Here is a 20,594-nt window from a genome sequence, read left to right as displayed (position 1 = left end):
CCCCCAATACGGTTGTTGCCATCACGCCCAGTGAAGGGCATCAAAACGGCCCAAGGCTCTACTCGTAAATGGTAGAAACTACGGGCTCAGACCACTCGCAATGACGCGCCCTGGATGATGCAGCGGCTCCGCCGCCCTCACCCCTGCTGCATCGTTCCGGTTTCCATGAACCGCTGATGCCAGGACAGCGCTTCGCCCGGCAGCGATGCGGCGTGCAGGCCATAGGAACCGCTCTGCGCGCGCAACAGATAGTCCTCCAGCAGCGCCCGATAATCGGGATGGGCGCAGCGATCGATCACCACTTTCGCACGCTGGCGCGGGGACAGGCCGCGCAGATCGGCCAGCCCCTGTTCGGTGACGATCACCTGCACATCCTGCATGATATGGTCGACATGGCTCACCTGCGGCACGATGGCGGAAATCTTGCCGCCCTTTGCGGTTGAGGGCGTCATGAAGATCGAGACATAGGCGTTGCGCGCGAAATCGCCCGATCCGCCGATGCCGTTCTGAATGCGCGATCCCATCACCAGCGTCGAATTGACATTGCCGTAGATGTCGGCCTCGATCAGCCCGTTCATCGCGATGCAGCCCAGCCTGCGCACCAGTTCAGGATGGTTGCTCATCTCCTGCGGACGCAGGATCATTCGGTCGCGATAAGATTCCATCTCACGGTTCAGCTTTTCCGCCACGTGCGGGCTGAGCGAAAAGGCGGTTGCCGATGCCATCCGCAACTTGCCCGCGTCGAGCAGGTCGATCATCCCGTCCTGAATGACTTCGGTGAACGCCGTCATCGGCTCGAACGGCGCGTCGATCAGGCCGGACAGCACTGCATTGGCGATATTGCCCACCCCCGACTGGATCGGCAGCAGCGCGGCGGGAAGCCGCCCGCGCGCCACCTCATGGGTAAGAAACTCGATGATATGCCCGGCAATCGCCAGCGCGGTATCGTCGGGCGCTGCGAAAGGCAGGTTGCGGTCGGGCGCATCGGTTTCGACGATCGCGACGATCTTGTCGGGATCGCAGGCGAAATACGGCGTGCCGATCCGCTGATCGGGGCGCACCAGCGGGATGGGCACGCGATCGGGCGGCAGGCGGGTGCCGTAATAGATATCGTGCATCCCCTCGATCGCCGGATTCTGCCAGCGATTGACCTCCAAAATCACCCGGCGGGCCTGATCGAGCCAGCTCTTGTTGTTGCCGACCGAGGAGGACGGGATCAGCGCGCCGTCTTCGCGAATGCCGGTCACTTCGATGATCGCGGTGTCGAGCGGCCCCAGCACGCCCTCCCACGCCATCGGCGCGACCTGGCTGAGATGCATGTCGAGATAGTTGATCTCACCGCGATTGATCTTTTCGCGGGCGACGGGATCGGAGCTGTAGGGCAGCCGCTGATCGATGCCGTCGACCGCCGCCAGCGCACCGTCCAGTTCCGGCCCGGTCGACGCTCCGGTCCACAGATTGACGCGAAACGGCCCCTCACCCGCATTCCGGTCCGCCATGCGCCGCGCCAGCGCCTGCGGCACCGCCTTGGGATAGCCCGAACCGGTGAACCCGCTCGTGGCAATGGTTTCGCCGGGCCTGATCAGCGCGGCGGCGCTATCGGCATCGGTAATGCGCGAACGAAGTGCGGGGCAGGCGATCGGGTGGGACATGGGTTCTCCTTTACCGGCACGCCCCTAACGCGACCGGGGCGCCGGGTGCATCCGGTAATGCCGCAGGGCGAGGCCGTTTTGCGATGAGGGGCAGGTGATATGCCGGGGGGCGATATGGTTTAAAAATGCCTGGCCCGGCGCCCCTGTAATCTTGCGGAATATCCACCGCCGCGCCCCGGCAGTATTCCAAACCATGGAGAGACGACTGGGAGTACCCGGCGATGATGAACGATAGTGCAGCAACCTTCTCGATACGGCTGGCCGATGGCCGCATATCGGCCGAAGCGCAGGGCGATTTCGACGAACATCGCATGGCGGACCATTGCGATACGATCGCGGCCCATCTCGACTATATGCATAAAAGCGGCACTGCCCGACTGCTGATCGATCTGCGCAGCGCGAATGTGCAGCCGCGCGCGGTCATCGCGCTGCTTCGCCCCTTTGCCGAAGCGCTTGATCGTGAGGGCGACCGCGTCGCCCTGCTCTCCCCCACTTCGCTATTGAAGGTGCAGCTGCGCCGGATCCTTCCGGAAACGCGCTTCGGTATCTTCGTCTCGCCCGGTGCCGCCGACCATTTCCTCGACCGTGACGAGGAACATGCCATGGCTATGGCCGGATAATATCGGGCGGGCAAGGCCGACCCTGCGCGACGGGCCAATATCGCGCAGGTTCGGCCCTAAATTTGATATGGGTCGGTGGCTAGGCGCTCTGGCCCTCGATCAGCGCCTGCAATGCATCGACGCTGAGCGGTTCGGCGCACAAAAACCCCTGATAGAACTGGCACCCTTCTTTGGCGAGCAGGTCGAGATGCTCCTCGGTCTCCACGCCTTCGGCGATCACGCCCAGCCCCAGCGAGCGCGCCATTTCGATCACGCCGTGCACGATCACCCGGTCGCGGGCGCTGCCGCTGATATCCTGGCTCAGCCGCCGGTCGATCTTCAGATAATCGAGCGGCAGCGATTTCAGATAGGCAAGGCTGGAATAGCCGGTGCCGAAATCGTCGATCGCAACGCGGCAATGCGCGGTGCGCAATTTCGAAAACAGGTCCGCCGCCGCGCCCAGATCTTCCATCAGCCCGGTTTCGGTCACTTCCAGCGTAAGCCGGCTGCGCGGAAATCCGCTGCGATCGACACGCTGCAGCAAGCGTTCGGCGAAATCGGGCTGTGCGACATCATCGGCGGTGATGTTCACCGACAGGCGCAGATGTTCGAGCGAGCGGGGCCAGCGCGCCGCCCGGTCGAGCGCCGCGCGCTGGATCGCGTTCGACACCGCTCCGGCAAGCCCCGCCCGATCGGCAGCGGCGAGCAGCAGTTCGGCGCCCAGTTCGCCCAGCACCGGATGCTGCCACCGGGCAAGCGCCTCCACGCCGGTGATCGCGCCGCTCGCAATTTCCACCTGCGGCTGAAACCTGATTTCAATCTCTTTCTCGTCCAGCGCAGCGCGAATATCGACCGCAAGCCGCTCGATCGACTGCGCCGCCGACTGGCCGCTTTCGGGCAAATGGCCCTCGCGCGCCCGGGCGAGCGCTTCGGCGGCGCGGCGCAGAAAGGTGACCGGGTCGTCCCCCGCCTGCCGCTCGGTCACGGTCAGCCGCGCGCCGACCCGTGCATCGCCTGCCGGGGTGGAAAGCGGACGCGAGAGCAAATGTTGCACCTCCGCCCCGTACAGTTCCATCCGCTGCGTTTCGCACGGCGCCGCGATCAGGAAGTCGGCACCGCCCAGCCGTGCGACGATCGCGTCCCTTCCCAGCGATGTCGATGCGCGTTCGGTGAGCTTCGCCCCGACACTGCGGAGCAGGGCATCACCCGCCGCCCGGCCCAGCGCGGTGTTCACGATCTCGAAACGGACGAGGCCGATCAGCAACGCCGAAATCGGCCCGCCGCTGTCGAATCGCCGCTGCAACCATTCGCGCGCACCCGCCGCATCCAGCGCGCCGGTCAGCCAGTCGCGGCTCGCCGGCGCGGCAAGCTCGCTCGCGGGCAGTTCGAGCACTGCGCGGATTTCCGCGCTCCCGGCGCTTCGGCCGAGATGCTGCACCGTCCTGCCGATTTCGGGAAGGACATGCACCACCACATCGGCCACCGATCCGGCCCGAAGCCGCTTCAGCGCGGCGATCAGCGGTCTGCGTTCGTCGAGCGGCACCCGGCGCAGTGCGGCGCGCGCGCTGATCCTGCGTTCTTCGCCAAGCTTCGCCGCAAGCGGCGCGTTCAGTTCGACATTTTCGGCGCCGTCCCAGCGCCATTGCAGCGGGCCGGGAGCGCCCTCCCGGCGGAGCATGCGCGGATCGACCAGCGAACGGCGGCAATGCGCCTCGGCAAAGCGGATGCCGTGAACCAGTTCGGACTGGCTGATCGGACTGGTGAGGAAATGCGTCGCTCCGGCCGAAAGAAACGCGCCCAGCGACCCCACCATGTTGCGCGACACCAGCGCGATCAGCGCGCCGCCCCGCGCGCCGACATGCCCGGCGAGGCGCGCCGTGGCGGCCAGCGCCTCGTCCAGCGCGCCGCGCGCATCGATCAGCACGATCGCAGCGCCGCTCGCCAGCATGCGCTGCTCCAGCGCATCGGACCGGCGCGCCGCGACGACGCTCCACCCCGCGCGCGAAATCGTCGCGGTCAGTTCATCGCGATACCGGAAGGACAAAAGGAAAACCAGCGTGCGCGTGCCATCCTCTCCCTCGGAGGTCCAATATGGGTCGTACGGATCGTCCTGCGCTTGCGTCACGATTCGCTGTCTACCGCGCAACATGCGACGGGCCAATCGACAACCATGGTTATCATGAGCTTTTGTTAGCTCCCGCAGGGGTTGTCGCGGAGACGCCGAGCGCTTAGCTCTTCGAACATGGCATCTGCCCCCTTTCCCGCTGCCGATCTTGTCGATCAACACGGTCGCGCCATCACCTATCTGCGCATCTCCGTAACGGATCGCTGCGACTTACGATGCCGATATTGCATGGCGGAGAATATGACCTTCCTGCCGCGCAACCGGCTGTTGTCGCTGGAGGAGATCGCCACGATCGCCGAGCGCTTCATCGAACGCGGGGTGCGTAAGATCCGGCTCACCGGCGGCGAGCCGCTGGTCCGGCGCGATGTCGTCGACCTGACACGCTGGCTCGGCGCGCATCTCGGCAAGGGGCTGGACGAGGTCACGATGACGACCAACGCCAACCGGCTGGCCGATCATGCCGGGGATTTATTCGCCGCCGGAATGCGGCGGATCAATGTCAGCCTCGACAGCCGCGATCCCGAAACCTTTCGCTTCATCACGCGCCATGGCGATATCGACCGGGTGCTGGGCGGCATCGCTGCGGCGAAAAAGGCAGGCATTGCGGTGAAGATCAACATGGTCGCGCTCAAAGGGCTGAACGATCAGGAGATCGCGCCGATGCTGCAATGGTGCGGGGAGGAGGGCTTCGACCTCACCCTGATCGAAACCATGCCGCTGGGCGCGATCGATGAGGATCGCGCGGATCGCTTCGTCCCGCTCACCGCTGTGATGGACGACCTTCAGGCGCGTTTCCCGCTTCACCCTGCGGATCATCGCACCGGCGGTCCGGCGCGATACTGGCAGCTGGGTGAAACCGATACGCGCCTCGGTCTGATTTCGCCGCTGACCAATAATTTCTGCGCCGGCTGCAACCGCGTGCGTCTGACCACCGAGGGCAAATTGTTCATGTGCCTGGGCCATGACGATCAGGTCGATTTGAAGGCGGCTTATCGCGAGGGCGGGATTGCGGCGGTCGATGATGCGCTCGATGTGGCGATGCTGCGCAAACCAGCGCGCCATGATTTCAGCATCGAGCGCGAGGCTGCACCCGCCGTTTCGCGCCATATGAGCGTTACCGGCGGATGAGCACGATGCGCCGCGCGCTCGTCGCCTCCCCCACCCCTGCCGCGCAAACCGCAGCGGAAGAGCTTCGCGCCAGCCATGAATGGGTGGCGGAAGACGAGGCGGAGATGATAGTCGCGCTCGGCGGCGACGGCTTCATGCTGCAAACGCTCCATGGCATGCTGCAGCGGCGGCAGATTCTGCCGGTATTCGGAATGAATCTCGGCACAGTCGGGTTTCTGATGAACGACTGGCGGCCGGAGGGGCTGGCGGATCGCCTGATCCATGCCCGGTCGTTCAACGTAACGCCGCTCACCATGCGCGTCGAAACCGTCGACGGCGATGTGAAGGAGATACCTGCGATCAACGAGGTCTCACTGCTGCGTGAGACGCGCCAGACCGCGAAGCTGGAGGTGACGGTCAATAACCGGGTGGTAATGCCCGAACTGGTCTGTGACGGCATTCTGGTCGCCACACCGGCGGGCTCGACCGCCTATAATCTGTCGGCCAACGGCCCCATTCTGCCGCTGGGCTCCTCGCTGCTGGCGCTCACGCCGATCAGTCCGTTCCGCCCCCGTCGCTGGCGCGGGGCGATCCTGCCCGAAAAGGCCTGTATCTCGATCCGGGTGCTTGAGGCAGACAAGCGACCGGTCAGTGCCGTTGCCGATCAGCATGAATTTCGCGAGGTGCGCTATGTTTCGGTCGAGATCGACCGGCTGCGCACGCTGAAACTGCTGTTCGATCCCGAACATGCGCTCGACGACCGGATCACCATGGAACAGTTCATCGCCTGATCTACCCGGAGGGCGCGCTGTCAGGCTTACGGTCCAGTGCGGATGCAGCAATTCCACCTGCGCACGGTCATCAACTATTTTTCTGGAAAGTGGCTCCCCGGGCCGGATTCGAACCAGCGACCGATCGGTTAACAGCCGATTGCTCTACCACTGAGCTACCGGGGAATGCCTTGGCTCTCGCTGCGGCTCGATACCGTCTGCGAGAGGCGCGCCTATAGCAGTGAGATTCGAAGGATTGCAAGCACCCTGTTCGGGTTTTTTGATCTTTTCCTTAGCGCCCCTCACAAAGCGCAGAAAATCGGGTCAGACGGCCTGTTTGCGCATCCGCGTTCCGCTGACGTGATCCATGATCTGCCCCGCCTGCATCCGCACCGCACCCGCAATGCTTTCGTCGGCGATGCGCCCCTCATCGTCGAACGGACGCTGAACGATCGTGTTCACGCCGATGCCAATCGGCGTTGGCCAGCCGCGCAGGGCATGGATGATGTCGCGCAGCGCGCTTAGCGTAACGCCGGTCGCCTGCCACCCGGCAGCCGACACCACCAGCCCGACCGGGCACCCGTCCATATAGACGCGCGCATCGTCGGTGCGCGTATCTTCGAGGAGGTCGATGGCGTTCTTCACCAGCGCCGACACGCTGCCATGATAGCCCGGCGTTCCGATGACAAAGCCGTCCGCCCGCCGCGCAGCATCGACCAGCGCGCGCTGCCCGTCGGTGCGCGTGGGATCCCCCGGATTATAATGCGGAAGCGCGAGCAGTTCGGCTCCCGCGAACATCGTGGTTTCAGCGCCCCTTGCCCCGCATTCGGCGAGGATGGCGCGCACCAGCATCTCGGTCGAGGAGCCGGGGCGCGTGGTGCCCCCGATACCAACGATGTGCGGATATTCTGTCATTCGGTTTTCGTCAGGCTCCGTATGATCGCGGAAAAGTCGAGGCCGGATTCGGCCCCTTGCGCGAAATGTTCGTACATCTCTGCAGCACGTTTGCCCATGGGGGTGTCGGTGCCGCTTGCCTCAGCCGCTGCCATGGCCAGCCGCAGGTCCTTGAGCATCAGCGCAGAGGCGAAACCGCCCGCATAGTCATGGTCGGCGGGACTTTCCGGCCCGACGCCGGGAAGCGGGCAATAGCTCGTCATCGACCAGCTCTGGCCTGAACTGACCGAGGAAATATCATAGAATTTCTGCGGATCGAGCCCTTGCTTCTGCGCCAGCAGAAATGCCTCGCAGGTCGCGATCATCGTCGCGCCGAGCAGCATGTTGTTGCAGATTTTCGCGGTTTGCCCGGTGCCGTTCTGCCCGGCATGGATGACCGCTTTGCCCATATCGTCGAGGAACGGCTTTGCGCGGTCGAACCCGTCCTGCGTTCCGCCGACCATGAAGGTAAGCGTCCCGGCATTGGCAGCCGCGATTCCGCCCGAAACGGGAGCATCGACAGCCGTCAGCCCCTTGGCAGCCGCTGCATCGGCGACCTGCACCGCGGTTTCGACATCGATCGTCGAACAGTCGATCAGGACAGCGGCAGTATCGGCGATACCGAAGACACTCTCCTTATACACCTGTTCGACATGGCTTCCGGCGGGGAGCATGGTGATGACCGCTTCGGCCTTGTCCGCCGCTTCGCGCGCACTGCCGACCGGCAGGCACCCTGCCTTGCGCGCACGTTCCAGCGCTTCTTCCGAAAGGTCGAATGCGTGAACGTCATGTCCTTTTTTGGCAAGGTTCGCGGCCATGCCGCCACCCATATTGCCGAGACCGATAAAACCTACACGTGCCATTTCATTGATCCTCTATTGCTTTGGCGAGCGGGGCGAGAGCGTTATTTGCCCTTCCACTGCCCCTCACGCTTTTCGACAAAGGCGCTCATGCCCTCCGCCTGATCCTCGGTGCCGAACAGGCCGTGGAACAGGCGGCGTTCGAACTGCACGCCCTGTTGCAGGCCGGTTTCGAACGCGGCGTTGACCATTTCCTTGTTGGCCAGCACGGCAAGCGGCGCCATGGAAGCGATCGTAGTGGCCGTCTTCACAGCTTCCTCGACCAGATCGGCGGCGGGGATGATCCGGCTGACGAGGCCAGCGCGCTCGGCTTCCTCGGCATCCATCATCCGGCCGGTGAGGCACATCTCCATGGCCTTTGCCTTGCCCACCGCGCGCGTCAGGCGCTGCGACCCGCCCATGCCGGGGCTGACGGCTAGTTTGATCTCAGGCTGTCCGAACTTCGCGGTATCGGCGGCAAGGATGAAGTCGCACATCATGGCAAGCTCGCACCCGCCGCCCAGCGCATAGCCGGCCACTGCCGCGATCACCGGTTTGCGCGTACGCGTGAAGCGGTCCCATCCGGCGAAGAAATCGCTGCCATACATATCGGCAAAGCCCTGCGCCTGCATCTCCTTGATATCGGCACCGGCGGCGAACGCCTTTTCGCTTCCCGTGATCACCGCGCACCCCTGTTCGGGATCGGCGTCGAATGCCGCCATAGCGTCGAGCAGATCGGCGAGCACCTGACTGTTGAGCGCGTTCAGCGCGTTTGGCCGGTCGAGCGTGATCAGCGTTACGCGGCCGTGCTGTTCGACTTTGATCGTTTCATAGTCTGCCATGTCTTGTCTCCGTATCAGCGGTGCGGCGTCCATGCCTCGTCATCGGGCAGCGGCGCGAAAATCTGGTCGATCATATGCGCGCTGACCGCTTCGGGCGTCGCCGGGTTCCATTTGGGCGCATTGTCCTTGTCGATCAGGACGGCGCGCACCCCTTCGATAAAATCGTGACGCTGGCAGACATGCGCGGCAACCGCGAATTCCTGCCGCATCTCGTCTTCGAACGTCGGCATGGTCCGCCCGTCGGCGAGCAGTTTCAGCGCGACCTTCATCGTTTGCGGCGATTTGGTGCGCAGCGTGGTGAGCTGCGCATTCGCCCATTCGCTGCCGTGCTCTTCCAGCGCGACATAAATGTCTTCCAGCCGGTCGGATGCGAACAGCCGGTCGATCGTCTCGCGGTGCTCCAGTATCTTCGCAGGCGGCGCCTCGACCGAGAGTTCGCCCAGCACCGCCTCAATCGTCTGGGGATCGTCGGCGATGCGGCGCTTTGCCTCTTCCAGCGTTTCCGAGGGAAGATAATGGGTGGCAAGACCAAGTGCGAGACACTCAGCACCATCGATCCGCGCGCCGGTCAGCGCGAGATATTCGCCCATCCGCCCGTCAAGGCGCGAAAGATACCAGCCACCGCCGACATCGGGAAACAGGCCGATCCCGGTTTCGGGCATAGCAAGCTTCGTATTTTCGGTCGCCACGCGATATTTGGCGGGCAGCGAAATGCCGACGCCGCCGCCCATGGTGATGCCGTCCATGAACGCCACGACCGGCTTGGCGTAAGTGAACAGCATATGGTTCATGCGATATTCTTCGCGGAAGAATTCGCGCGCCGCCGCGCCGTCACCCTTGCCCGATTCCTGCACCATGCGGATATCGCCGCCAGCGCAGAAGCCGCGCCCTTCGGCATGGTCGATCAGCACCGCCTCGATTGCCGTATCGGCGCGCCACTCCGCCAGCGCATCCGCCATGGCGAGGCACATCGGCGTGTTGAGCGCGTGGATCGCCTTTGGCCGGTTCAGGCGGATACGCGCCGCCTTCCCCTCGGTTTCGATGCGAACATCGTCGGTCATGTTGTTTTCCTTTCGATGCTATTGGCGCAGCATGTCGCGGCCGACGATCATCCGCATGATCTGGTTCGTGCCCTCCAGAATCGAATGGACGCGCAGGTCGCGCCAGAAACGCTCGACCGGATAGTCCATCAGATAGCCATAGCCGCCATGCAGCTGCAGCGCGTCGTTGACGACTTTCGATCCCGTGTCGGTGGCGAGGCGTTTGGCCATTGCGGCAAAGCGCGTCTTGTCGGGGGCGTTCGCGGTGACCTTGGCTGCGGCGACATAGAGCAGGTAGCGCGCGGCCTGAAGCTCGGTCTCCATATCGGCCAGCATGAACTGGGTGTTCTGAAAATCGGCGATCCGCTTGCCGAACTGCTCGCGCTCCTTCGTATAGCGAACCGCTTCATCGAGGCAGCGCTGCGCACCGCCCAGCGAGCAGGCACCGATGTTCAGGCGGCCGCCGTCGAGGCCCATCATGGCGATGCGAAACCCCTCGCCCTGGCTACCGACAAGGTTTTCGACGGGCACGCGTACGTCTTCGAAATTTACCTGAGCGGTCGGCTGCGAATGCCAGCCAAGCTTGCGCTCCTGTGCGCCGAAGCTGACACCGGGCATGTCTTTTTCGACGACCATGCACGAAATGCCCTTCGGCCCGTCCTCGCCCGTGCGGACCATGACGACGTACACTTCGTTTTCGCCGCCGCCCGAAATAAACTGTTTCGATCCATTGAGGACATAGTGATCGCCGTCCTTGATCGCCTTGGTCTTCAGCGCGGCGGCATCCGAACCCGAGGACGGTTCGGTCAGGCAATAGCTCGCCATCCGGTCCATGGTGACGAGATCGGGGAGGTATTTTCCCTTCACCGTGTCCGACCCGAACCGGTCGATCATCCACGACGCCATATTGTGGATCGAGATGAAGGCGCTGGTCGAGGGGCAGCCATAGGCCATCGCCTCCATGATCAGCGCCGCCTCCAGCCGCCCCAGATTGATGCCACCCGATTCCTCGGACACGTAAATCGCGGCAAAGCCCAGCTCCGCCGCTTCCTTGATTACGTCGCGCGGGAAGATGTGTTTCTCGTCCCATTCGCCCGCATTGGGGGTAATGCGATCGGCAGTAAATTTGCGCGCCATCTCCTGAATCGCGCGCTGGTCCTCATTAAGGTCGAATTGATCGGTCATGTGCGTTCCGGCTTAGCTCAAACCGGACGAGACATGCTTCCCGCCCGGCGAAATTATCGTGTCGGCGTGGCGCGCGGCGCATCACCCCATGGTCGGGATGACGAAGGCATTTTCGCCCGTGGCCGACCCGTCGGGCCAGCGCTGGGTCACGGTCTTCACCTTCGTCCAGAAACGCAGCCCTTCCATGCCATATTGGTTCTGGTCGCCAAATGCCGAACGCTTCCACCCGCCAAAGCTGTGATAGCTGACCGGCACCGGAATCGGAACATTGATGCCGACCATGCCGACATTCACCCGGCTCGCAAATTCACGCGCTGCATGGCCGTTGCGGGTGAAGATCGCGACGCCATTGCCGTACTGATGTTTCGAGGGGAGTTCGAGCGCCTCTTCGAACGAAGCGGCGCGGACGATCTGCAGCACGGGGCCGAAGATTTCCTCGCGATAGCTTTCCATGTCGGGCGTCACATGGTCGAACAGGCTCGGCCCCATGAAAAAGCCCTTTTCATGCCCCTGCAGCGTGAAGCCGCGGCCATCGACGACCAGTTCGGCACCTTCGTCGACGCCCTTCTGAATCCAGTTTTCAACGCGGGTGCGATGCTCGGCGGTAACGACCGGGCCATATTGCGCTTCAGGGTCGCTGGAGATGCCGGGACGCAGCTTGTCTATGGCCGGGAGCAGTTTCTCGCGCAGCCGCTCGGCCGTATCCTCGCCCACCGGCACCACGACCGGCAGCGCCATGCAGCGTTCGCCAGCCGAGCCATAAGCGGCACCGATCAGATCGCTGACCGCCTGATCCAGATCGGCATCGGGCATGATGATGCCGTGGTTCTTGGCACCGCCCATTGCCTGAATCCGCTTTCCGGCGGCGACACCGCGATTATAGACATAATGGGCAATGTCCGACGATCCGACAAAGCTGACCGCGCTGATTGCCGGGTGGTCGAGGATCGCATCGACCATTTCCTTGTCACCGTGCACGACCTGCAAAAGCCCTTCGGGCGCGCCGGCTTCAAGGAACAACTCGGCAAGACGAACGGGAACCGACGGATCGCGCTCCGACGGCTTCAGGATGAAGGCATTGCCGCAGGCGATCGCCATGCCGAACATCCACATCGGGATCATTGCCGGGAAGTTGAACGGGGTGATGCCCGCGCCGATGCCAAGCGGCTGACGCATCGAATAGACATCGATGCCCGGCCCTGCCCCTTGCGTATATTCGCCCTTCAGCGCTTGCGGGATGCCGCAGGCGAATTCGATGACCTCCAGCCCACGCTGAACATCGCCCTTCGCATCCTCGACCACCTTGCCATGTTCGGAGGCGAGCAGTTCGGCCAGCTCCTGCATATTCTCTTCAAGCAATTGCTTGAATTTGAACATAACCCTCGCGCGCCGCTGCGGATTGGTCGCGGCCCATCCGGGCTGCACCTTTTGCGCGGCGGCAACGGCAGCGTCGAGATCGGCGCTGGTGCCCAGATTGACGCGGGCCTGAACCTCGCCGCTATTGGGATCGAAAACATCGTGGCTGCGGCCCGAACCGCCGCCGCTATGGCCCGAAATGACATGATCGATGATGCGCATGGTCGCTCTCCTGATCGCGAAATTGGTATGGCTTTAACTTGTCACCGGCGTGACAGGTCCGCCCGCTTCGAACAATGGGTGGATTTGCAGGAGGCACCTGCATTATTGCAGGTGAATGGACTGGGGTGACCTTCCCTATTTTCTCGCCGTCGCACGGCACGGGCAACTGGCGCAAGCAGCGCAGGCGCTGCACGCCGATGCCACCACCGTAGGACGGCGGATACGGCGGCTGGAGCGCGATCTGGGCGTTCGCCTGTTCGAACAGACCGCGCAGGGGCAGATCCTCACTCAGCCGGGCCGCCGCCTGCTGAGCCGCGCCGAAGCGATGGCCACGCTCGCCGCCGAGGGCGAGGCGGCGTCGCAGCGCGAGACCGAGATTGCGGGTTCGATCCGGATCAGCGTGGCTGAGGGTTTCGGCACGTGGTTCATCAGCCGCCATCTCGGCGAGTTCGCGCAGGCCTATCCGGCGCTGGAGATCGATCTGGTCGCCAATAGCGGCTTCCTCAATCCCTCGCGCCGCGAAACCGACCTTGCCATATTGCTGGCAAGGCCAAGAAAAGGGCCGCTGGTCGCGCAGAAGCTGACCGATTACCGGCTGCGCTTTTATGCGGCACGATCTTATCTCGACCGCCATGGTCAGATCCTGGACAGCGACATGCTGCCCGCACACCGCATCATCGGCTATGTTCCCGATATCGTCTATGCGCCCGAGTTGCGCTATCTCGACGAATTGCCGATGGCAGCGCATGCAACGCTTCGATCCTCCAGCATCAATGCACAGCACCGCCTGATCGCGGCGGGCGCTGGGATCGGGATGCTCCCCTGTTTCATCGCCGATGCCGATCGCGAACTGGTCGCGATCCTGCCCGAAATCCGCGTTCGGCGCAGCTTCTGGCTCACCACGCATCGCGATACGCGCAGCTTCCCGCAGGTTCAGGCAATGAGTCGCTGGCTGGTCGATCTGGTTGCGGCCCACCGGGGCACGCTGATGGGCGAAAATATCGCGAAAGATATTTCGTTAAGTGATTGATATTGCTTATCCGAAATCGAATTGCCGTGGCTCCGTTCAGCTTCCGTCAATCGGACTTATGGCACATCATATCGCAATTGGAGCCGGACCATTCCGGTATGTATTTCGTTTAAGGGGCTGTTCGCCGGCGCGCAAAAAGGTCATTGATTGCCGGCATTGGAGGATTGGATGACCACGCGTACAAAATCACCTTTGCGGTCGGCACTCGCCGGAACCGCTCTTGCAGCACTTCTGCTGACGGCGGGTTGCGCCACGCCGACCCCGTACCGCCCGGCACCCGGCATCGGCGGCATCAACGATAACGGCTATAGCGATCAGCAGATCGAATCGAACCGGTATCGGGTCATGTTCTCCGGCAACAGCCTGACTTCGCGTGAGACGGTCGAGCGCTATCTTCTGTATCGCGCCGCTGAGCTGACGCTGGAAAAAGGCTATGATTATTTCATCATGGCCGATCGCGATACCGAGAAGGATTCGCGCACCTATGTCAATCAGCCGTTCGGATTCGGCCCCTATGCGGGCTGGAGCCCGTATTGGCGTTTCTATCGTCCCGCATGGGGCTGGGGCGGCTGGGGTCCCTATGGCGATCCGTTCTGGGGCAATCAGGTCGATGTGCGCACCGTGGATCGCTATCAGGCGATGACCGAGATCGTGATGGGCAAGGGACCGAAGCCAGCCGATAATGTTCGTGCCTTCGATGCGCGGTCGGTGATCGACAATCTGGGACCGACGATCAAGATGCCGAAGGACGGCTGATACCAACCTTCATTGCTACGGCATCATCGTCATTGCGAGCCCCGCAGGGGCGCGGCAATCCGGCGCTGCGGGCACCATCGCTCCGGATCGCTCCGGCGCTGCGCTTCTCGCGACGGCGGGTGGCGGTGAACAACGCTTATTGCAGTCCGATTTAAGACGCCTGCGTTCGATCGTGTAAAAAAGCCCGCTGCCGGGATTTCGGCAGCGGGCTTTTTGTGTTCGGCGCGACGGGGTGCGATCATTGACGAATCGCACCACCATTCAATTCGGTCGTCATGCCGGACTGGTTCCGGCATCCACCGTTTCGCCATCAATAACAGCGCGGACTCTTGCCGCCCCGTGGACCCCGGAACAAGTCCGGGGTGACGGAACCGCGATCCGAACGGGAGCGAGGTTACAGCGCGCCGTGGCAGTGCTTATATTTACGGCCCGATCCGCAGGGACATGGCGCGTTGCGCGGGACCACGCCTTCCCACGAAGCGGGATCGTCGCTCAGCGCGACGCCGCCCGGATTGGCGACCTGGAACGGCGGCTGGACCTGCGGCGCGAACGCACCGGACGAAGCATCGATATCGTTGGTATCGTCTTCGCCGGTCAGCGGGTCGAAATGCGAGGTGATGAAATCGGGCACTTCGGGAAGCGGCGGCGGCACCATGTTGAATTCGGCAAAGGCCAGCACCCTGGTCACATCCTCACGAATGCTTTCCAGCATGCGTTCGAACAGGGCAAAGGCTTCCTGCTTATATTCGTTGATCGGCGTTTTCTGGGCATAGGCGCGCAGATGGATGATCGAACGCAGCGCATCGAGCGTCGCCAGATGCTCCTTCCACTGATGGTCGAGATTCTGGAGCAACACCGATTTTTCGATCTGGCCCCAGGTCGCTTCATCCATATCGGCCGATTTCGCGTCCACCACCGCATCGGCCATCTCACGAACGCGCTCTTCGATGGTTTCGGGTTCGATCCCGTCCTCAGCTTCGATCCATTCGGCGACCGGCGCATCGACATTGAGCACTTCGAGCGCGCGCAGCCGCAGCAATTCGGTGTTCCATTGTTCGGGATAGGTTCCCGGCGGGCAGGCTTCCCCAACGATCGCATTGACCGTTTCATGACGCATATCGATAACGATATCGCCGACCGCGTCGGCATCCATGATGTCGCTGCGCTGTTCATAGATGACCTTGCGCTGGTCGTTCATCACGTCATCATATTCGACGACCTGTTTGCGGATATCGTAGTTGCGCGCTTCGACCTTTTTCTGTGCGGTTTCGATCGCCTTGGTCAGCCATTTGCTGCCGATCGCCTCGCCGTCCCCGATATTGTTGCGCATCATCCGGGCGAACAGTGTGTCGGGGCCGAAGATGCGCAGCAGATCGTCGTCAAGGCTGAGATAGAAGCGCGACAGGCCGGGATCGCCCTGACGCCCCGAACGGCCGCGAAGCTGATTGTCGATGCGGCGGCTTTCATGCCGCTCGGTACCGAGCACGAACAGACCGCCTGCTTCGAGCACGCGCTGCTTCTCATCCTCGATTTCCTGCGAAATCTGCTCGGCCTTGGCGGTATATTCGGGCGTACCCTCTTCCAGTTCGGGAAATTCGTCGCGCATCCGGAATTCAAGGTTGCCGCCCAGCTGAATATCAGTGCCGCGGCCCGCCATATTGGTCGCGATAGTGACCGCGCCGAGGCGACCCGCCTGCGCCACGATATGCGCTTCCATCTCATGATAGCGCGCGTTCAGCACCTTGTGCGCCACTTTCTCCCGCTGGAGAAATTCGCTGAGCAGCTCGGACTTTTCGATCGAGACGGTGCCGACCAGCACCGGCTGGCCCTTTTCGGCGTGCTCCTTGATCGCGCGGGCAATCGCGATGAACTTGTCGTTCAGAGTTTTGTAGAATTCATCATCATTATCGACGCGCTGAATCGGGCGGTTGGTCGGAATGGTGACCACGTTCATCTTGTAGATGTCGTAGAATTCCGCCGCCTCGGTCGCAGCAGTACCGGTCATGCCCGCCAGTTTCGGATACATGCGGAAATAATTCTGGAAGGTGATCGAAGCGAGCGTCTGATTCTCCGGCTCGATCTTCACGCCCTCCTTCGCCTCGACCGCCTGATGCAGGCCTTCCGACCAGCGGCGACCATCCATCATGCGACCGGTGAATTCGTCGATGATGACGACCTTGTCGTCCTTCACGATATAGTCGGTATCGCGCTTGAACATCTTGTTCGCGCGCAGCGACTGGTTGACGTGATGAACGACCTGCGTGTTTTCGAAATCGTACAGGTTGCTGCCTTCCAGAAGCCCGGCAGCTTCGAGCATCCGCTCGACCTTTTCGGTGCCGTCTTCGGTCAGCATGATGGACTTTTGCTTTTCGTCCTTTTCGTAATCCTCCTCGCCGAGCTGCTTCACGATCACATCGACGCTCTTATAGAGTTCGGAGCGATCGTCGGTCGGGCCGGAGATGATCAGCGGGGTACGCGCTTCGTCGATCAGCACTGAGTCGACCTCGTCGATCAGCGCCATGGCGAACGGACGCTGGACCATCGACGCGCGGTCATATTTCATATTGTCGCGCAGATAGTCGAAGCCGAACTCGTTGTTCGTACCATAGGTGATGTCGCTGTTATACGCATCGCGGCGCTGCTGATCGGTAAGATCGGGCACGATGACGCCGACGGTCATGCCGAGGAAACGATAGACGCGGCCCATCCATTCGGCGTCGCGCGCGGCGAGATAGTCGTTCACCGTGATGACGTGAATGCCCTTGCCGGGAAGCGCGTTGAGATACACGCCCAGCGTCGCGACCAGCGTCTTACCCTCGCCCGTCCGCATCTCGGCGATTTCGCCGCGATGGAGCACGATACCGCCGATCATCTGCACATCGAAATGGCGCATGCCCAGCACGCGCACCGATGCTTCGCGCACCGTGGCGAATGCTTCGGGGAGGATGTCGTCGAGGCTGGTGCCGTTGGCGAGCTGTTCGCGGAATTTCGCGGTCTGGTGCGACAGCTGCTCGTCGCTCATCGCCTGAAGCTCGGGTTCGAGCGCGTTGATCTTTGCAACGATAGTGCGGAGCGACTTTACGTACCGGTCATTGGACGAACCGAAAAGGGTCTTGGCGAGACTGCCGAACATGGAAATTCCTGTACCTGTTATGGGATATCGCTGCCGGGCCGATATGGCGGTGGCGGCGCGAAGCCCCGATGCGGGGCCCAAAAAGCGTTAGAAGCGGCGCTACAGGGCCGCGGCGCTGCTATTCCAGCCGGCGCGTATCGATGCCCAGCGCATGCAGCGCGTGGCCGATCGGCTCGTTGAAGAGAATGCGCGGTACGGATCGCGACACCATGGCGAGCGTCGGGCAATAGGCCGCGTGCTGCCGCACCACCGCAGGCTGCGCCGTGCCGCGCACCTGTTCCGCGACCACATCGCCCAGCCGCTCGATCTGACTGCGCTCGACCGTACGGTCACCGGCGATGACGCCGGTAAGGCCGGTGAGAAGCGCGGAAAGAAACAGCAAAAGCTGCAAGATACAATCCCGTTAGCGAGCGAAAACCGTTGCCGTGGCGGCACGAATCCCAGCCGACATAGTAAGCCGCCCGCCATTCGTCCAACAAAAGTTCGGCGATCCATGGACCGAAAGAGACATCCCCTCGCTTTCACCACAGATAGTGTTCGTCGATCCGCTGCCCCTTGCCTTCGCGCGCCTTGCCGTTACCAACGCTGGGCATCAGCCATTCTCGCGGGAGTTCGTCCGTGTCGTCCGCCATTTCCCCGCTTGCCCCCGATCATTTTCCCGCGCTGCCGCCGATCGGCGGCGTGACGCTCCGCACCGCGCGCGCGCGGTACAAGGAATGGGATCGCGCCGACCTTACCTTCGTGACGCTGGAGGAAGGCACCAGCGTTGCGGGCGTGACGACGCAGAGCAAATGCCCCTCGCCCGAAGTCGAATGGTGTCGCAAGGCGCTGGTGCTGGGGCGCGCACGGGCGCTGGTGGTGAATGCGGGCAATTCGAACGCTTTTACCGGAAACCGTGGTCGCGAGGCGGTGGAGGCGATTGCAGCGCGCGTGGCGGGGCGGCTGGGCTGCGAGCCTTCGGACGTGTTCGTCGCATCGACGGGCGTGATCGGGGTGCCGCTTCCCGTCGACAAGGCTGAGGCCGGGCTGGACGCCGCCTTCACTGCCGATCCGTGTGGATGGGAAGACGCCGCTGCTACGATCATGACCACCGATACCTTTCCCAAGGCAGCGGTGACGAGCGCGGTCGTCGATGGGAAGACGGTGACGCTCGCCGGGATCATCAAAGGGTCGGGCATGATCGCGCCCGACATGGCGACGATGCTGGGCTTCATCTTCACCGATGCCGCGGCGACTCCGGAGTTTCTGGCCGATGCGCTGCGCGATGCCAATGGCCGCAGCTTTTCCTGCATCACGGTCGATAGCGACACTTCGACCAGCGACACAGTGCTTGCCTTCGCCACGGGCAAGGCGGGCAATGCGCCGCTGGAAGATGCAGAGAGCGACGGGGCCGATGCGTTTCGCGCGGCGCTTGCCGATCTGTGCCTGCAATTGGCGCATCTGGTGGTGCGCGATGGCGAAGGCGCAACGAAGTTCATCAGCATCGCGGTCGAGGGCGCGGACAGCGATTCCAGCGCGCATCGCGTGGCGCTGTCGATCGCCAATTCGCCGCTGGTCAAGACCGCGATCGCGGGCGAGGACGCCAATTGGGGCCGGGTTGTCATGGCGGTGGGCAAGGCAGGCGAACCTGCGGAACGCGACAAGCTTTCGATCCGCTTCGGCGCGACGCAGGTGGCGAAAAACGGGCTTGCGGTCGATGGATATGACGAGGCACCGGTGGCCGCACATTTGAAAGGCAGCGAGATCGAAATCGGCGTCGATCTGGGGATCGGCGAGGGTCGCGCGACCGTCTGGACCTGCGATCTGACCCATGGCTATATTTCGATCAATGCGGATTATCGTAGCTGATGCATGACCTGTACGAGCCCGTATCGGCACTGATCCGCGAGGTTTCGGAAACGATCATCCTGCCGCGCTTCCGCAATCTGAGCGCGGGTGAGAAGGAAGAAAAATCACCCGATGACTGGGTGACGATCGCCGATCGGGAGAGCGAGGCGCGGCTTTCCGAAGGGCTGGCGGCGTTGCTGCCGGAAGCGCGGGTGATCGGGGAAGAGGCATGCGCGGCGGACCCTGCAATCCTCGAACAGGTCGGTACCGGGCTGCAATGGATTATCGATCCGGTCGATGGCACCGGCAATTTCGCGGCGGGGCGTGCCCCCTTCGGCGTGATGGTCGCGCTGGGTGACGGCGATCGGGTCGCTGCCGGCTGGATCTACGACCCGCTGAACCAGCGGATGTGCCATGCCATGCGCGGCGGCGGTGCCTATATCAACGAAGAGCGGGTCATGGCGCGGCGAAGCGACGGTCCGTTACCAGTCGCCGGGTTGGCGACCTATTTCATGCCCCCCGATCAGTGCCAGATCATCACGGCACGCGCCAGCGGTAAATTCGAGATTGTCGACATTCCCCGCTGTGCCGCAGAACAATATCCGCGCCTGGTGCTGGGTCAGAATGACGTGACGATTTTCGAGCGCACGCTTCCCTGGGATCATGCGGCGGGAACGCTGTTCCTGACCGAAGCGGGCGGGCGCATCGCGCGGCTTGACGGATCACCCTATCGACTGGGCGATGCGCGCACCGGTATGATCGCCGCTTCATCCCCGCAAATCTGGGATGAAGCGATGCGATCCTTACTCGGCTGAAGCGATCAGAGTTCGCTTTCCAGCCATGATTTCAGTTGGCTCTTCGGGGCCGCGCCGACCTTCGTCGACGATACCTGACCATCCTTGAACAGGATCATGGTCGGGATGCCGCGAACGCCATATTTGCCCGGCGCTTCGGGATTTTCGTCGATATTGATCTTGGCGATCGTGACCTGATCGGCGAGTTCGCCGGCGATTTCTTCCAGAGCGGGGCCGATCATCTTGCACGGACCGCACCATTCGGCCCAGAAGTCCACAAGCACGGGCTTATCCGCATTCAGCACGTCCTGTTCGAAACTATCATCGGTGATCGGCTTGGTCGCCATGGGTAACACTCCTTTAAACAGGCGTTCTATCTATGAA

18 protein-coding genes and 1 tRNA gene are annotated in these 20,594 nt (G+C 62.7%); 7 read left to right on the top strand and 12 right to left on the bottom strand.

Going from position 1 to position 20,594, the window contains the following annotated elements:
• Nucleotides 1-137: 137 nt before the first annotated feature.
• On the bottom strand, nt 138-1,652 hold the full coding sequence (locus EV664_RS14690) for a succinyl-CoA:acetate CoA-transferase ScpC (RefSeq protein ID WP_133496474.1): 1,515 nt from the start codon (nt 1,650-1,652) through the stop codon (nt 138-140).
• Nucleotides 1,653-1,873: 221 nt separating this feature from the next.
• On the opposite strand from EV664_RS14690, the gene EV664_RS14685 reads away from it, so the two are divergent.
• Nucleotides 1,874-2,272, top strand: a complete 399-nt coding sequence (locus EV664_RS14685) for a hypothetical protein (protein WP_133496473.1) — start codon at nt 1,874-1,876, stop codon at nt 2,270-2,272.
• A gap of 79 nt (nt 2,273-2,351) precedes the next feature.
• Here EV664_RS14685 and EV664_RS14680 read toward each other — a convergent pair whose 3' ends face one another.
• Nucleotides 2,352-4,376, bottom strand: coding sequence for a GGDEF domain-containing phosphodiesterase (locus EV664_RS14680; RefSeq protein ID WP_229668289.1), 2,025 nt, complete (start codon nt 4,374-4,376; stop codon nt 2,352-2,354).
• Between the two features lie 117 nt (nt 4,377-4,493).
• Between EV664_RS14680 and moaA the strand changes: the two genes are divergently transcribed.
• Nucleotides 4,494-5,504 (top strand): GTP 3',8-cyclase MoaA, encoded by a 1,011-nt coding sequence (moaA, locus tag EV664_RS14675; protein ID WP_133496471.1) that lies wholly within the window; start codon nt 4,494-4,496, stop codon nt 5,502-5,504.
• The gene (locus EV664_RS14670) at nt 5,501-6,274 is read left to right on the top strand and encodes an NAD kinase (protein ID WP_133496470.1); all 774 of its coding nucleotides are present in this window, start codon (nt 5,501-5,503) and stop codon (nt 6,272-6,274) included. The genes moaA and EV664_RS14670 overlap by 4 nt, the downstream gene beginning before the upstream one ends.
• A 90-nt stretch (nt 6,275-6,364) precedes the next feature.
• Here the strand turns inward: EV664_RS14670 and EV664_RS14665 are convergent.
• From EV664_RS14665 to EV664_RS14635, 7 genes are all read right to left on the bottom strand, one after another.
• Nucleotides 6,365-6,439 (bottom strand) — tRNA-Asn (locus EV664_RS14665).
• A 138-nt stretch (nt 6,440-6,577) separates the two neighbouring features.
• Nucleotides 6,578-7,168: an NADPH-dependent FMN reductase gene (locus tag EV664_RS14660; RefSeq protein WP_133496469.1), complete on the bottom strand. Its 591-nt coding sequence runs from the start codon at nt 7,166-7,168 to the stop codon at nt 6,578-6,580.
• Nucleotides 7,165-8,049, bottom strand: a complete 885-nt coding sequence (gene mmsB / locus EV664_RS14655; protein ID WP_133496468.1) for a 3-hydroxyisobutyrate dehydrogenase — start codon at nt 8,047-8,049, stop codon at nt 7,165-7,167. Before mmsB ends, EV664_RS14660 begins: the two co-directional genes overlap by 4 nt.
• Before the next feature lie 41 nt (nt 8,050-8,090).
• A complete protein-coding gene (locus EV664_RS14650; RefSeq protein ID WP_133496467.1) occupies nt 8,091-8,867 on the bottom strand; it encodes an enoyl-CoA hydratase in 777 nt (258 codons plus the stop codon).
• A gap of 14 nt (nt 8,868-8,881) precedes the next feature.
• The gene (locus EV664_RS14645) at nt 8,882-9,928 is read right to left on the bottom strand and encodes an enoyl-CoA hydratase/isomerase family protein (RefSeq protein ID WP_133496466.1); all 1,047 of its coding nucleotides are present in this window, start codon (nt 9,926-9,928) and stop codon (nt 8,882-8,884) included.
• An 18-nt stretch (nt 9,929-9,946) separates the two neighbouring features.
• Nucleotides 9,947-11,092, bottom strand: coding sequence for an acyl-CoA dehydrogenase family protein (locus EV664_RS14640; protein WP_133496465.1), 1,146 nt, complete (start codon nt 11,090-11,092; stop codon nt 9,947-9,949).
• Nucleotides 11,093-11,173: 81 nt separating this feature from the next.
• Complete coding sequence (locus EV664_RS14635; RefSeq protein WP_133496464.1) at nt 11,174-12,670, bottom strand: CoA-acylating methylmalonate-semialdehyde dehydrogenase; 1,497 nt, start codon at nt 12,668-12,670, stop codon at nt 11,174-11,176.
• A gap of 115 nt (nt 12,671-12,785) precedes the next feature.
• On the opposite strand from EV664_RS14635, the gene EV664_RS14630 reads away from it, so the two are divergent.
• Together EV664_RS14630 and EV664_RS14625 are read left to right on the top strand one after the other, a co-directional pair.
• Complete coding sequence (locus tag EV664_RS14630; protein WP_133496463.1) at nt 12,786-13,700, top strand: LysR family transcriptional regulator; 915 nt, start codon at nt 12,786-12,788, stop codon at nt 13,698-13,700.
• 168 nt (nt 13,701-13,868) lie between these two features.
• Complete coding sequence (locus EV664_RS14625; protein ID WP_133496462.1) at nt 13,869-14,456, top strand: CC0125/CC1285 family lipoprotein; 588 nt, start codon at nt 13,869-13,871, stop codon at nt 14,454-14,456.
• A gap of 394 nt (nt 14,457-14,850) precedes the next feature.
• Here EV664_RS14625 and secA read toward each other — a convergent pair whose 3' ends face one another.
• Together secA and EV664_RS14615 are read right to left on the bottom strand one after the other, a co-directional pair.
• On the bottom strand, nt 14,851-17,589 hold the full coding sequence (gene secA, locus EV664_RS14620) for a preprotein translocase subunit SecA (RefSeq protein ID WP_133496461.1): 2,739 nt from the start codon (nt 17,587-17,589) through the stop codon (nt 14,851-14,853).
• A 118-nt stretch (nt 17,590-17,707) separates the two neighbouring features.
• Nucleotides 17,708-17,980: a hypothetical protein gene (locus EV664_RS14615; RefSeq protein ID WP_133496460.1), complete on the bottom strand. Its 273-nt coding sequence runs from the start codon at nt 17,978-17,980 to the stop codon at nt 17,708-17,710.
• 227 nt (nt 17,981-18,207) lie between these two features.
• Here EV664_RS14615 and argJ point away from each other — a divergent pair, with 227 nt between their 5' ends.
• Nucleotides 18,208-19,437 carry a bifunctional glutamate N-acetyltransferase/amino-acid acetyltransferase ArgJ gene (gene argJ, locus EV664_RS14610; RefSeq protein WP_133496459.1) on the top strand — a complete coding sequence of 410 codons (1,230 nt, stop codon included), beginning with the start codon at nt 18,208-18,210 and terminating at the stop codon, nt 19,435-19,437.
• Nucleotides 19,437-20,231 carry an inositol monophosphatase family protein gene (locus EV664_RS14605; RefSeq protein ID WP_373287522.1) on the top strand — a complete coding sequence of 265 codons (795 nt, stop codon included), beginning with the start codon at nt 19,437-19,439 and terminating at the stop codon, nt 20,229-20,231. Before argJ ends, EV664_RS14605 begins: the two co-directional genes overlap by 1 nt.
• A gap of 5 nt (nt 20,232-20,236) precedes the next feature.
• Here the strand turns inward: EV664_RS14605 and trxA are convergent, their stop codons facing one another.
• Nucleotides 20,237-20,557 (bottom strand): thioredoxin TrxA, encoded by a 321-nt coding sequence (gene trxA, locus EV664_RS14600; protein WP_133496457.1) that lies wholly within the window; start codon nt 20,555-20,557, stop codon nt 20,237-20,239.
• Nucleotides 20,558-20,594 lie beyond the last annotated feature (37 nt).

Source organism: Stakelama pacifica, from assembly GCF_004361835.1.
GTDB lineage: Bacteria > Pseudomonadota > Alphaproteobacteria > Sphingomonadales > Sphingomonadaceae > Sphingomonas > Sphingomonas pacifica.
This window is presented reverse-complemented; position numbering and strand designations above follow the sequence as displayed.